Origin of the sequence: Pectobacterium colocasium, from assembly GCF_020181655.1 — a bacterium.
Taxonomy (GTDB): Bacteria; Pseudomonadota; Gammaproteobacteria; order Enterobacterales; family Enterobacteriaceae; genus Pectobacterium; species Pectobacterium colocasium.
Genome location: NZ_CP084032.1, coordinates 3,593,754 through 3,606,975 on the forward strand (window position 1 = coordinate 3,593,754; position 13,222 = coordinate 3,606,975).

Sequence of the window (13,222 nt, forward strand, 5' to 3'; positions counted from 1 at the left end):
TACACTCAGTGGTCGTGCTGTATGAGATAAATATGGACCAACAATGTTCCCAAGGGGAAGATCGTGAAGCGTAAGGAAATATTGAACGGCTTTACAAAACTCGCGATTTCCATTGCCGTCTGTTCGTCGTTAATCTGCCGCCATCAGCTTGCGGTATTCGTCGTAGGCGTACAAATCCGTCATGCCGCTGATGTAATCCTGAATCAGACGCGCCCGATAATAATACTCACGGACGATTCGCTCACTTTCGGGCAAGGCTTCCAACGCGGCAACCGCTTCGCAATAAGCCAGACAGTGCTTGCTGGATAGCTTGTGGTAAAGCCGCGTTTCAATCGGATAACGCCTGTGTGTATCTTCGCGAACGAGCTGGCTGAAATCCTGATAGGGCATGTCGAGCAGTGGGCTATAAATATCCAGTAGGCCGCGAATCACGCGATCTCCCTGTAGCTCCAACTGTTCAACCTCATGATGATTAAAAACGTGTTTTAAGGCGACGCGTTTGAAAATCCCTAGCAAGCGATTCTGTGGGCTATCGTCTTCAAGCAACGCCTGATTGAACGATCCGGCATACACCTCCGGCAGGTTATCAATAAAACGCAACGCGGCATGCGGCACCATTTGCCCCACGGTATAAACGCGAAGATTCATGAAGAACTGATCGTCGTGGCTACGCCATTGAAAGCGCTCGCGTTCTTTGTAGGCACGTTCAATCGTTTTCGCGAAGATGTCTTTCTCTGCCCCCTCGCCCCAATTCTCACGCAGGCGATCGTAAAGCTCTTCGATCGTGAGAATCTCTTTCTCCACAGCATCTTCTAAATCCGCAATGCAGTAGGACACATCATCCGCCGCTTCCATAATGTAGCTCAGCGGATGACGATGAAATTCCCCCATATCCAATTCTTCACGCAGTCTGGCGACAAACGCTTCTTCTGCCAGATAGTAGCCCGGCTTCTTCATCAAATAGTGGTAATCCGCCGGCAGTTCGCCGTGCCAATATGCGGGACGGGTATATTTCAAAATACACGCCACCTGCCCGTAGGTCAGATTAAGCTTCAGCAACGTGTGTACCAGTCGGATCGCCTGTGCGTTACCTTCAAAGTGGCTCAGATCCTGCCGGATTTGCCCACGCAATTCGTCCAACCCGTCCTGCTGCATCCGCAGCGTAGGGACTTTACAGTCATCGACCCGTTCCAGGGATTCATTGTCCAGATAATGGCTATCCAGCAATGTTCTAAACCATTGGTTAATCGCGGATTCGCCAAAATGCCCAAACGGCGGATTGCCGATATCATGCATCAGGCACGCCATTTCGACCATGCTTTCAAATGGCGTTTGTCTGTCTTCCAGACCCAGCGATGCCAGCCGGCCATCAGCTTGCAGCCGGTGCAAAATCTCTTTGGCGATATAGCGCCCCACCTGCTGAACTTCCATCGAATGGGTCAGACGGGAACGGACCGCCGCATTACGTTCCAGCGGAAAGACCTGGGTTTTTTGCTGTAAGCGACGGATGGCGGCGGAGTTAATAATACGACCACGATCGCTCTCAAACTGGCGCACAATCGCATATTCACTGTCAGCCGTTTTAGGTCGGCTGAAATGCCGCTGAAAGCTCATTTTTTTGGCGAAATCGATATCAGACATACAGTTCTCCATGTCATCCCGCTACAGCACAATGATGGACACTCCATCTCATCCCGCTAGCCATGATAGACTAACGTCCGTGATGCACACCTTCCATTTATAACAGAATTTGCGGGGAACCTTATGAAAGTCGGTATTATCGGCGCGATGGAACAAGAAGTAACGCTACTGCGCGATCGGATTGAAAACCGTCAGACCTTCCAGCGTGCAGGCTGCGAAATCTACACTGGACACATCAACGGCGTGGAAGTCGCACTGCTGAAATCGGGTATCGGTAAAGTCTCCGCCGCACTCGGCACCACGCTGCTGCTGGAACACAGTAAGCCAGACGTCGTCATTAACACCGGTTCCGCAGGTGGGCTGGCACCTAGCTTGAACGTGGGTGATATCGTGGTGTCTGATGAAGTTCGTTACCACGATGCCGACGTCACGGCCTTTGGCTATGAGCCCGGTCAGATGGCGGGCTGCCCTGCCGCTTTCCCTGCCGATGAAAAACTCATCGCGCTGGCACAGGAAACTATTGCCGATTTACAACTGAACGCCGTGCGCGGTCTGGTTGTCAGCGGTGATGCCTTCATTAATGGCGCAGAACCATTAGCCCGTATCCGCACGACCTTCCCGAACGCCATTGCCGTGGAAATGGAAGCAACGGCAATCGCACATGTCTGCCACCAGTTCGCCGTTCCGTTTGTGGTGGTGCGTGCCATTTCTGATGTAGCCGATAAAGCATCACACCTGAGTTTCGATGAATTCCTGAGCGTTGCGGCACAGCAATCCACGCGGATGGTGGAAGCGATTCTGGCTAAGCTGGCCGCACGCTAATCGTGACAGTCAGGTTCTTCTGCTGGCTAACCGGGCTACTGCTCTGCACCGCCGCTTACGCCATTCCGCAGCGCGTCATTAGTCTCGCACCGCACGCGACGGAAATGGCCTATGCGGCAGGCATGGGCGAACAGTTGGTTGCGGTCAGTGCCTGGTCAGATTACCCGCCAGAAGCGAAAAAATTGGAACAGGTGGCTTCCTGGCAGGGAATCAATTTGGAGCGAATCCTCGCCCTCAAGCCCGATCTGATTCTGGCCTGGCGCGAGGGCAACCCGCAGCGACCACTGGAGCAACTTGCCAACTTCTCGATACCCATCGTTTATCTGGATGCGAAAACGTTAGACGATATCCCTGCATCATTGAGGCAGTTGGCGACCTACAGCCGCCATCCTGAGCAAGCAGAACAAGCTGCGACAGATTTTCAGCAAGAAATAGGCAAACTCCAGCACGCTAACGAGAGGCATAATGCCGCTCCGTTGCGGGTATTCATTCAATTCGGCACTCAGCCGCTGTTTACGTCTTCTCAAGCGACGCTGCAAAGCCAAATCGTTTCACTGTGCGGTGCAGAAAATGTCTTTAGCGACAGCCCGGTGCCCTGGCCGCAGGTCAGTCGCGAACAGGTGTTAAGGCGGCAGCCACAGGCCATTATTGTTGGTGGGACGCCAGAAAGGATTGCCAGCGTGCAGGCGTTTTGGCAGCCACAATTAGCGGTGCCAGTGATGACCGTCAATGAAGACTGGTTTAGCCGCAGCAGCCCTCGTTTGCTATTGGCAGCCCAGCAAATTTGTTCTCAGCTGGCAGAAGTAAGATCCACATTTTCGTCAACGAAGTGATTGTTAATTAACACAGTGAAATCATTCCGATAACAATAGCTTCATTAGTATACAAGTTGTAACACTAGCAGGCTTTTATTTCGCCAACATTTGCCGATAATCTGAACGCAACGGTGGAATTATAGGCATCACTCATGGTGTTGATTACCACCCGGCGATAACGCCAAAGCAATACGAAATGAGAAAACTTTGAATCGGTATCGGTTCCTTTAACACCAGGTAGCTTTAACTATGAAAAATGCGTTGCTTTACGCGGGCTTACTGATGGCGGCCTGTAGCACGGCATATGCAGGGAGTCAGGGCGGGCAAATTAACGCTCAACTGACCATACAACCGGCGTGCGGCGTAACGCCTCAATCCGGTCAATATCAAATGACATGTAACGTAGCCTCTGTACCACAACCTAAGATTACGGAGTCACGTATTCAGATCGATCAGGCAAAATTTTCGACGTCTGCGGCAAAAACAACGCAGGGTACGGAAACGCGTTTGATTACGGTCGAATGGTAATCACAGTAAAAACACACCTGCGATAAAAAAACCGTGTCTTGTTGTCAGGACACGGTTTTTATTTTTTAGTCGGTCAATAACCGCAATGCAGAATCAAATGCTGAAAGAGGAACCACAGCCACAGGTGGATTTCGCATTCGGGTTTGTCACGACAAAGCGAGAACCTTCCAGCCCTTCGGTATAATCCACCGCACCGCCAACCAGATATTGCAGGCTCATCGGGTCAACCACCAGCGACACACCTTGCTTCTCAATCGTCATATCGCCGTCGTTGATTTGATCATCAAAGGTAAAACCATACTGGAAGCCACTACAGCCGCCGCCCGTGATATATACACGCAGTTTCAGCTCTGGGTTTTCTTCATCAGCAATCAGGTTTTTCACCTTGCTTGCCGCTGCATCAGTAAATTGCAGAGGCAGTGCTGCTATATCGTCGCTCATATTTTTACTCCCAACTCAGGGCTTATCAGGTGATAGACCCACATTCATACGCTCATTATCCGGCAGGATGAGAAAACGTTCAAGATTTGACAGCGGTTGTTGAATTTATCTCCGCCTCAGCCTGTAATTGGCGCTGTAACGTTCTGGCCAGAATGGACGAATACAACGGCTTGCCTCCCAGGAACTGAGCTAACAACGTCGCCCCCAGACAGGTCACTATCATCGGCAAAATCAGCTGATAATTATCCGTCATTTCCAGCACCAGCACGATCCCAGTCAAGGGCGCCCGTACGGAGGCCGCGAACAGCGCCCCCATTCCCGCAATCGCAAAGGTACTCGCATCAATCGCATAATCAGGGAACAGCAGCGCCGACGTCATACCGAATGCCGCACCTAATAGCGTTCCTAATGCCAACATGGGGGCAAAGATACCGCCGGGAGCCCCGGAGCAAAAACACAGCAATGTCATCAGCACACGTACGGCAAAAATAACGAGCAGCATGCCAATGCTGTAATGCGCGGCCGCCGCAGCAGGAATTAACGCAAAACCACCGCCGGTTGCCTCATTGAATACCAGAGACAGTACGCCACAGATGCCACCAGCCAGCGCGCCAACCAGTAAAAATCGAGATAAATGCTGGCCGTGAAAGCGTAAAAAAACGGCCTGAGTCCGCAACACAAGTTGGTTAAAGATCACGCCAACCACACCAAAGATCATGCCGAGCAGCAAATAAAGCCACAGCGTACTCAGCGGCGCAGAAGCAAGCTGCCCGACATCGATCACCGCTCGCTCGCCGTTAAACACGCGGAAGACAATACTCGACATAATCACACCGATAAAGACGGCTTTGATCGAGATAGGGTTATAGCGAAACTGAGGACGCATTTCCTCAATAATAAAAAGAATGCCCGCCAGAGGCGCATTAAACGCAGCGGATAACCCCGCCGCCGCCCCCGTGGCCAAAAGCGTATGCCGCCCTTCCTGTCGTTTTCGGAGAAATAAATCGGCAATCATTCCACCAACATTACCGCCGAGCTGAACCGTTGGCCCCTCTCTGCCTAGCACCATACCCGAGCCGAGCGTTCCAATGCCGCCAAAGAATTTTACTGGAATCACGCGCCACCACCGCACAGGACGCAGTTCTTCAAGCGCCCCTTCAATTTCAGGAATCCCCGAGCCGCCAGCTTCCGGTGCAAAGTAACGCACCAGAAAGTAACCGCATAGCGCCAACAGCGCTGAAATCCCAAACGCCAGCACCCAGATAAAACTGCGGTCCGAGAATTCAGCAAGCGTTGTCATACGAAGCGCCATCACCCCATTGACTGCTTTTTCAAACGCGACCCCGAGTAATCCCACCAGAGAGCCGACAGCGGCTGCCAGCAGTAAAATCAATACGGGCGTTTTATCCTGCCGCATAAACTGTTTTATTGCGGCTTTGCGCGTTGCAGAGAAAGAAGACGAGGAAGCGGTAGATAATTTAACCACAGGTCGTACTGCCACATCAGAATAAGAGAGAAGTCAATCTTACTCCTTTTAAGGTAATGGTGCCCATGATCGCTCAGAGCAAAACAAAGAAAACTCAATGGTATTCGCACAGCGATTTCATAACGGCGGTCAGTTCATTAGAATACCCCTACATTTTACGATCAAGACCAGTCAGGACCGCGTAATGAACAAATCTGAAAGCCTGTATGCTGCGGCACAGCAACTTATTCCCGGTGGCGTGAACTCACCCGTTCGTGCTTTTAACGGCGTTGGCGGTACTCCGCTGTTCATCGAACGGGCTGATGGCGCTTATCTCTACGACGCTGACGAGCAAGCGTACATTGATTACGTGGGGTCGTGGGGTCCGATGGTGCTGGGGCACAATCACCCGGCAATTCGTGATGCGGTGATCGCCGCCGCAGAACGCGGCCTGAGCTTTGGCGCGCCGACAGAGATGGAAGTGCAGATGGCGCGTCTGGTGACCTCCCTGGTGCCCAGCATGGATATGGTGCGGATGGTCAACTCCGGGACAGAAGCCACCATGAGCGCAATCCGTCTGGCGCGTGGTTACACCGGCCGCGACAAAATCATCAAATTTGAAGGCTGCTACCACGGCCACGCCGACTGCCTGCTGGTGAAAGCCGGTTCCGGTGCGCTGACGCTCGGTCAACCGAACTCCCCCGGCGTTCCGGCCGACTTTGCTCGCCACACACTGACCTGCGTGTATAACGATCTGTCATCCGTTCGTGCCGCATTTGAGCAATACCCTGACGAGATCGCTGCAATCATTGTCGAACCCGTCGCAGGCAACATGAACTGCGTTCCACCGCTGCCAGATTTCCTTCCCGGCCTGCGCGCCCTGTGCGACGAGTTTGGTGCCCTGTTCATCATCGATGAAGTGATGACTGGCTTCCGTGTCGCACTGGCAGGTGCACAGTCACACTATGGCGTGGTGCCGGACCTGACCTGTCTGGGGAAAATCATCGGCGGCGGTATGCCCGTTGGCGCATTCGGCGGTAAGCGTGAAGTCATGCAAGCGCTGGCACCGACCGGTCCGGTTTATCAGGCAGGCACGCTGTCCGGCAACCCCATTGCGATGGCAGCAGGCTTCGCCTGTTTAACGGAAGTGGCGAAACCCGGCGTACATGAAAAGCTCACCGCGTTGACCAATCAGCTGGCAGAAGGCTTGCTGGCTGCGGCGAAAGCCGAAAATATTCCGCTGGTCGTGAATCAGGCGGGCGGTATGTTTGGCCTGTTCTTCACCGATGCAGAGAGCGTCACCTGCTATCAGGATGTGATGAAGTGCGACGTCGAACGCTTTAAGCGGTTCTTCCACATGATGCTGGAAGAAGGGGTTTATCTCGCACCGTCCGCTTTTGAAGCTGGCTTTATGTCGCTGGCGCATACGCCACAGGACATCGAACGCACCATCGAAGCCGCGCAGCGCTGCTTCTCACGCCTGTAAAAGCGCATCTCGACGGCGTCATTCACTAACACTGACGCCGTCGTATTCATCCGTTGTTTCAGCCTCCATGAACTCCCCTCCCCGCTTTTTTCGTCAGGATTCTCGTTTGAGAATGACAAGCCGTCTCAAATTGGTTATGAGTAAGTCTATGTTCCTGAAAATAGCGGAGAGATCATGTTAAAGATTCTAGGGCGCACGTCGTCGATCAACGTTCGGAAAGTGCTGTGGCTGTGTGATGAGTTGGCGATTTCCTTCGACCGCGAAGATTGGGGTGAGGGCTATCAGTCACCGCAATCACCGGAATTTTTAGCGCTCAATCCCAATGCCATGATACCGGTTATTCAGGACGAGGATTTCGTCATGTGGGAATCGAACGCGATTATACGTTACCTCGCCAATGCGAAGGACGGAGCCTGGCTCTACCCGCAAGATCCACGCATCCGAGCTTCGATCGATCAATGGATCGACTGGCAGGCCAATGAGCTCAATCCTTCATGGCGTTACGCCTTTATGTCACTGGTACGCCAGTCTCCCGCCCATCAGGATCCGCAACTGCTGGCCGCCTCCTGCAATCTTTGGTCACGCACCATGGGTATTTTGAATCAACAACTGGAGCGAACCGGCCACTACGTTGCTGGAGACACCTTTACACTGGCCGACATTCCCATCGGGCTGTCGGTAAATCGCTGGTATGAAACGCCGCTAGAGCACACAGACTATCCCGCCGTCCGTGCCTACTATGAGCGCTTAAGCGCACGTGCAGGCTACCTGACCTGGGGACGAAACGGCACGCCATAAGCGATGTTTATTCAGCTACGTTCATAGGGATAGGACTACGTTGCGCTACCCGGCCCGATACCGCTCATTTCACACGCCAGCGCCCCCGCGCGCTTAAGTGCATACGTGTAGCGTTCATCAAACGGGTAGCAGCACGAGAGCCGCAGCGCGTGCTTACAGCGGCCACTCAGCGTATAAAGCTCGCCGGGCGTGACGCAAATCTGCTCTTGTAGTAGGCGATGGAACAATTCAACACCATCCACATTGCCCGGTAATTCCAGCCAGAAGACAAAACCGCCCTGTGGCTGCGTCGCCCGTGTCCCCAGTGGAAAGTGTCGGGCGATCAGCCCACGGGCCTCATCCATCTGTGCGGCATAGCGACGGCGCAGCGTACGCAGATGGTGATCGTAACCGCCGGACTCCAGAAACTGCGCCAGTGTTTCCGATAGCAGCGCCGATTCCGCCATTGACGATACCGCTTTCAGCCGCGCCACTTTGGCACGGAAACGGCCTGACGCCATCCAGCCAATGCGAAAATCCGGTGCCAGCGTTTTCGTGAAACTGGAGCAGTAAATCACCCACCCTTCGCGATCAAAGGCTTTCACCGTCGGCGACAGCGGCCAGGTAAATTGAAGTTCGCTGTATAACCCATCCTCAATAAGCGGAACCTGATAGTCATTCACCAGCTTTGCCAGCCGCTTTTTATCCGCCAGTGTCATACTGCATCCCAGCGGATTTTGGGCATTCGGCATCGCGATAATCGCCTGTAGCCGCCCTTCTGACAGCAGCAATTCCAACGCGTCCAGCGCGAGGCCACGTTGCGGATCGGTGGGAATTTCTACCGTTTTCAATCCCAGGCTGGCCAGCAGAGGAAAGAGATAGAAATAGGTGGGCGTTTCCAGTCCAACACAGTCACCCGGTTGCGTGACGGTGCGCAGCGCCAGCTGTAGTGCCTCCATGCAGCCATGAGTGATCGTGATGTCTTCACGCGTCAATGTCATACCCAAGTCCATGGCTCGCCGCGCCACTTCGCGCCGCAGCCGTTCACTGCCCGGCGGTAACGCATAGCGACCAATCAGCTCAGGCTGTCGCCGCAGCAAGGAAGCGGTAATACGGCTGATCTTTTCGGTTGGATAGAAATCGGCATGTTGTGGGCACGCCAGAGAAATGTTGGTGTAATCCGGGTGCGTCTGAGCAGCAAACACCGTATCAATCAGATCCAGTTTCTCACTGCCCGGCACAATCACCTGCGCACGATGAGGCTTACTTTCCGTCAGTGACGGCAAACGTCCTCGTACAAAATAGCCGGACTGCGGCCGTGCTTCGATCAACCCGCGATCTTCGAGGATACGCCAGGCATTCAATACCGTATTCACGCTCACCTGATGCGATCCGGCGACGCGACGAATAGAGGGCAAGCGGCTTCCCGGCGCTAACGTCCCTTGATGAATAGCAGTGGCGAAGGTTTCCGCGAGCTGTTGATAGAGCGTACTTTCTTGTGAGTCGATAATGGACACAGTTCCCCCGCCAGCCAATGAGTACAGTTAAGGATTAATGCATTTTGTACCCATTACAATAATCGTTTTGTGTATCTGTAACCATTTCTTTTTTCTGCCTACCATAGTGTTCTTCCCCATCATCAGGATAACACCATGCTCGACCCTTCTTTTTTCAGCTACGTCACCGTCATGTCCATCACGCCGGGACCCAATAATCTGCTGTTAGCAACGTCAGGCGTCAATTTTGGCCTGCGTCGTACATTACCGATGATGGTGGGCATTACCATTGGCTGTGGGATACAAACCGCACTGATGGGTGTGGCTCTGGAACTTCTGCTGAGCTGGATGAGCGTCATTCGCCTCCCTCTTACCGTGCTGGGATGCGCCTATCTGCTGTGGCTATCGTGGAAAATCGTGCGCTCATCAGCACCGGAATTACAAGGGCGAGTACAGCCGATGACTGCACTGCAAGGGACGCTATTTCAAGCGGTGAATCCGAAGACCTGGCTAATGGCCAGCAACATCGCTCTGCTTTATACCGCCAGCGGTGGCCTTTTCACTACGGTCATCGCCTTTATGGCACTCAATCTGCCCTGCGTTTTAGTCTGGGCAGCGCTCGGCGATCGCATCGGCAAACATCTTCAGGAACCGTGGAAACTGAAAGCCTTCAACGGCGTCATGGCGTTTTCTCTGCTACTCACCACATGCTGGATGCTGGCTGAAGCCATCAATCTCTCCCGCTAATCACACGGTTGAGGCGGTTTTTTCTTCCCGCCTCAGCCCGCGTTATCGTTATTTTACCTGCTTGCGGAGCAGATAAACGAAGTAAGGCGCACCGATAAACGTCGCAAGTAACCCCGCCGGAACCTGTGCCGGAAAGAGGATCATGCGACCAAACCAGTCCGCCATCACCATCAGCGCGCCACCAATCAATGCTGAACTGACGATTTGCGGCAACACGCGGTTAAAGCCCAGCATTCGCGCCATGTGAGGTGCCATTAAACCGACAAAACTCATCGGCCCAACCATCAGGGTTGCCATCGCAGTCAGCACCGATGCCAGCAGCAACACCAATAGACGAACTGGCGTGACAGCCACGCCGAGCGCTCTGGCCGTTGTGGTACCAAGCGGCAGAATACGCAGCCAGCGCTGGCACAGCGGGACAATCAACAGTAGCAGAACGGCAATCACCGCCGTGCGTATTGCGTCTGCCGGCTCGACCGCGTAGGTTGAGCCTGACAGCCAGGTCAGCACCGTCCCCATCCGCGGATCGCCACTGGCTAACAGCAGCGCAATCACCGTGGAGAACGCCATACTCAGCGCAATCCCCGCCAGCAGCATACGCTGCGTCGAGAAACCACCGCGTCCGGCGATAATCACCATAATCAGCAGCGTTAGTGCCGCACCCGCGCTACCGGCAGGAAGTAGCCATACGAATGCATTGCCCGGAACGAAGAACAGCAAAATAATGACGCCAAACGACGCGCCGGAACTAATTCCCAGCACTTCCGGGCTGCCCATCGGGTTACCCGTCAGTTTCTGTATTAACGTTCCTGCGATCGCCAGCATCACCCCGGCCGTTAGCGCCGCCAGAACCCGGGGCCAACGCCACGAAAGCAATTGCGCGAATACATCGCCACCGCCCCACTGCCAGCCTTCAGCATTCTTCCCTAGCATCAGAGCCGCAAGTACCACCATGCCCAACAGTACAAGACCGAGTACCAGCCATATTCCCCACAGGTGCCGTTCAGCCGTCGGCGTGCTGTTGCTGTCGATCATCGCGGGCTGGCCGCTATTACGCAGGCGCGGCAGTAGCCACAGTAGAAGAGGTGCACCAATCAGCGCCGTCGCGGCACCCGTTGGAACCTCAAACCACACACGACTCAGCCAGATAACGCCCTGATCGGCGACACCGAGCAACAGCGCCCCCAACAACGGCGCGAGCAAAAGGCGGTGAAACAAGCGCCGTGCACCCAGCATTTTCGCCAGCAGCGGTGCAAACAGGCCGATAAAACCGATAATGCCTGCCGCATTCACCAACTGGGCACACAGGAAAATCCCCAACCCCAGCGCACTCAAACGCGCCAGCGACAGCCCAAGCCCCAGATTACGCGCGACGCCATCATCCAATCCCAACAGCGTTAGCGGGCGAATCAACAGCAGCGCCAGGCAGAAGCACACCAGAAGACGCGGAAGCACAAACTGTACATTGTTCCAGTTCTGCTGGTTCAGTACGCCGCTGCTCCATAGGAACAAGCCCTGAAGCTGCTCATGGTGGAAGAGCACCAGCAGTTGATTGACCGCGCTACAATAGAAACTCAGCACCAGCCCCGCCAGTATCAGCGTCACCGGCGATAACCGCTTGCCCCAGGCGACGCCAAAAACCAACGCCCCCACCACCAGCGCGCCGATCATCGCCGCAGCCTGCTGGATCCATATGCCGCCGGGCAGCGCCCACAACGTTACCACCGTGATCCCGAGCTGTGCACCCGTGGCAATCCCCAGCGTTGACGGTTCGGCCAGCGGATTACGCAAAACCTGCTGGAATAACACGCCACACAGCCCCAGCCCCGCGCCAATCAACAACGCCAGCACCATGCGTGGCAACAGACTGTAATGAAAAAGAAGCTGTTGCATATTGTGCAAGACGGGCTGAGTCAGCCCTTCAAGCCACTGTGATACCGGTAATTGCTGCTGCAAATTGTAGCTGCCCATACCCAGAATCACGATCAGTAGAAAACCGATCACGACCACCGGCAGCAACAGCGGATGACTCACGCGTTGATGCGCGGGCGAGGAACCAACAGACAGAGGATTAGCCATGATTTCTCGCCTCCAATGCCTGATTCAATACGCGACAGAAGCGCATCGCCGAGAGCGTTCCGCCATACAGCCAGACAGCTGGCACACGTTGCAAACGCTGGTTACGCACAAACGGCATGGCCTGCCAGAGCGGATTACTATCAAGCTGAGCGCTGATGGCGCTATCGCCGTGTTCAAAACAGAGTACGTTGGCATCGCCGATCTCAGCCAAGCTCTCAATGCCGACAATCGTACTGCCCCAGAAGCTGGTTTCGCTGCGCCAGGCATTCTCTATCCCTATATGATCCATCACTTCCTGAAAAAGGCTGTTCTTGCCGATCACCAACACATGGCGGCTGTCTACCAGCGTGATGAGCAACAGAGGCCGCTGAGTGTAAGGCTGGAGCGTGATTTTTTCCTGCTGGAGAAACTGCGCCAGCTCCGTCAGGTGCCGTTCTCCGGCCGCTTTCATATTGAGCGCATCGGCCAGTTTCATGACCGACGCCTGTGCCGACGTCAGCGGTTTTCCCTGTTCGTTGCTGAAGCCAAAGCCCAGCAGCGGAGAAATACGGGACATTTTCGCGACCGAAGGGCCGTAGCCTTCAGAGTAAAGAATCAGGGACGGGCGAATTTGCGTCAGCAATTCCAGATTGGGCTCGGTACGCAGCCCCACATCAATCACCGATTCAGGCAGCGCTGGCTCTTTCACCCACAGGTTGTAGTTATGTTTATCCGCAATCGCGAAGGGCGTGATGCCCAACGCCAGAAGCAGTTCAACAGGCAACCACTCCAGCGCCACAATGCGGTTTAAATCGGGAAACGCGGCAGTGGCTCCCCGGCTCGCCGCAGAATACACCAGCGGGGACAATAGCAGCGCCGTCAGCAAACGACGGCGTAGCGGATCGGGAGAGGATGGAGAAGAAGAAAATTCAGGCATCATGAGCAG

12 protein-coding genes are annotated in these 13,222 nt (G+C 54.4%); 6 read left to right on the plus strand and 6 right to left on the minus strand.

The features are described from left to right. Window positions 1-129: 129 nt before the first annotated feature. On the minus strand, window positions 130-1,641 hold the full coding sequence (dgt, locus tag LCF41_RS16250) for a dGTPase (RefSeq protein ID WP_225085469.1): 1,512 nt from the start codon (window positions 1,639-1,641) through the stop codon (window positions 130-132). A gap of 123 nt (window positions 1,642-1,764) precedes the next feature. On the opposite strand from dgt, the gene mtnN reads away from it, so the two are divergent. From mtnN to LCF41_RS16265, 3 genes are all read left to right on the plus strand, one after another. Further along, on the plus strand, window positions 1,765-2,463 hold the full coding sequence (gene mtnN, locus LCF41_RS16255) for a 5'-methylthioadenosine/S-adenosylhomocysteine nucleosidase (RefSeq protein ID WP_225085470.1): 699 nt from the start codon (window positions 1,765-1,767) through the stop codon (window positions 2,461-2,463). Between the two features lie 2 nt (window positions 2,464-2,465). After that, complete coding sequence (btuF, locus tag LCF41_RS16260) at window positions 2,466-3,296, plus strand: vitamin B12 ABC transporter substrate-binding protein BtuF (protein ID WP_225085471.1); 831 nt, start codon at window positions 2,466-2,468, stop codon at window positions 3,294-3,296. A gap of 231 nt (window positions 3,297-3,527) precedes the next feature. Then, window positions 3,528-3,806 carry a hypothetical protein gene (locus LCF41_RS16265; protein WP_225085472.1) on the plus strand — a complete coding sequence of 93 codons (279 nt, stop codon included), beginning with the start codon at window positions 3,528-3,530 and terminating at the stop codon, window positions 3,804-3,806. Between the two features lie 93 nt (window positions 3,807-3,899). Here LCF41_RS16265 and erpA read toward each other — a convergent pair whose 3' ends face one another. Both erpA and clcA read right to left on the minus strand, forming a co-directional pair. After that, the gene (gene erpA / locus LCF41_RS16270) at window positions 3,900-4,247 is read right to left on the minus strand and encodes an iron-sulfur cluster insertion protein ErpA (RefSeq protein WP_225085473.1); all 348 of its coding nucleotides are present in this window, start codon (window positions 4,245-4,247) and stop codon (window positions 3,900-3,902) included. Window positions 4,248-4,326: 79 nt separating this feature from the next. Continuing rightward, window positions 4,327-5,664, minus strand: a complete 1,338-nt coding sequence (gene clcA / locus LCF41_RS16275; RefSeq protein ID WP_250160559.1) for a H(+)/Cl(-) exchange transporter ClcA — start codon at window positions 5,662-5,664, stop codon at window positions 4,327-4,329. Between the two features lie 253 nt (window positions 5,665-5,917). Between clcA and hemL the strand changes: the two genes are divergently transcribed. Together hemL and LCF41_RS16285 are read left to right on the plus strand one after the other, a co-directional pair. Further along, the gene (gene hemL, locus LCF41_RS16280) at window positions 5,918-7,198 is read left to right on the plus strand and encodes a glutamate-1-semialdehyde 2,1-aminomutase (RefSeq protein ID WP_225085475.1); all 1,281 of its coding nucleotides are present in this window, start codon (window positions 5,918-5,920) and stop codon (window positions 7,196-7,198) included. Window positions 7,199-7,372: 174 nt separating this feature from the next. Beyond that, on the plus strand, window positions 7,373-7,996 hold the full coding sequence (locus LCF41_RS16285) for a glutathione S-transferase family protein (protein ID WP_225085476.1): 624 nt from the start codon (window positions 7,373-7,375) through the stop codon (window positions 7,994-7,996). A gap of 35 nt (window positions 7,997-8,031) precedes the next feature. Here LCF41_RS16285 and LCF41_RS16290 read toward each other — a convergent pair whose 3' ends face one another. Then, window positions 8,032-9,492: an aminotransferase-like domain-containing protein gene (locus LCF41_RS16290; protein WP_225085477.1), complete on the minus strand. Its 1,461-nt coding sequence runs from the start codon at window positions 9,490-9,492 to the stop codon at window positions 8,032-8,034. A gap of 135 nt (window positions 9,493-9,627) precedes the next feature. Here LCF41_RS16290 and LCF41_RS16295 point away from each other — a divergent pair, with 135 nt between their 5' ends. After that, window positions 9,628-10,218, plus strand: coding sequence for a LysE family translocator (locus LCF41_RS16295; protein ID WP_225085478.1), 591 nt, complete (start codon window positions 9,628-9,630; stop codon window positions 10,216-10,218). A gap of 48 nt (window positions 10,219-10,266) precedes the next feature. Here the strand turns inward: LCF41_RS16295 and fhuB are convergent, their stop codons facing one another. Continuing rightward, window positions 10,267-12,297, minus strand: a complete 2,031-nt coding sequence (gene fhuB / locus LCF41_RS16300) for a Fe(3+)-hydroxamate ABC transporter permease FhuB (protein WP_225085479.1) — start codon at window positions 12,295-12,297, stop codon at window positions 10,267-10,269. Continuing rightward, window positions 12,290-13,216, minus strand: a complete 927-nt coding sequence (gene fhuD, locus LCF41_RS16305) for a Fe(3+)-hydroxamate ABC transporter substrate-binding protein FhuD (RefSeq protein WP_225085480.1) — start codon at window positions 13,214-13,216, stop codon at window positions 12,290-12,292. The genes fhuB and fhuD overlap by 8 nt, the downstream gene beginning before the upstream one ends. Window positions 13,217-13,222: the final 6 nt, after the last annotated feature.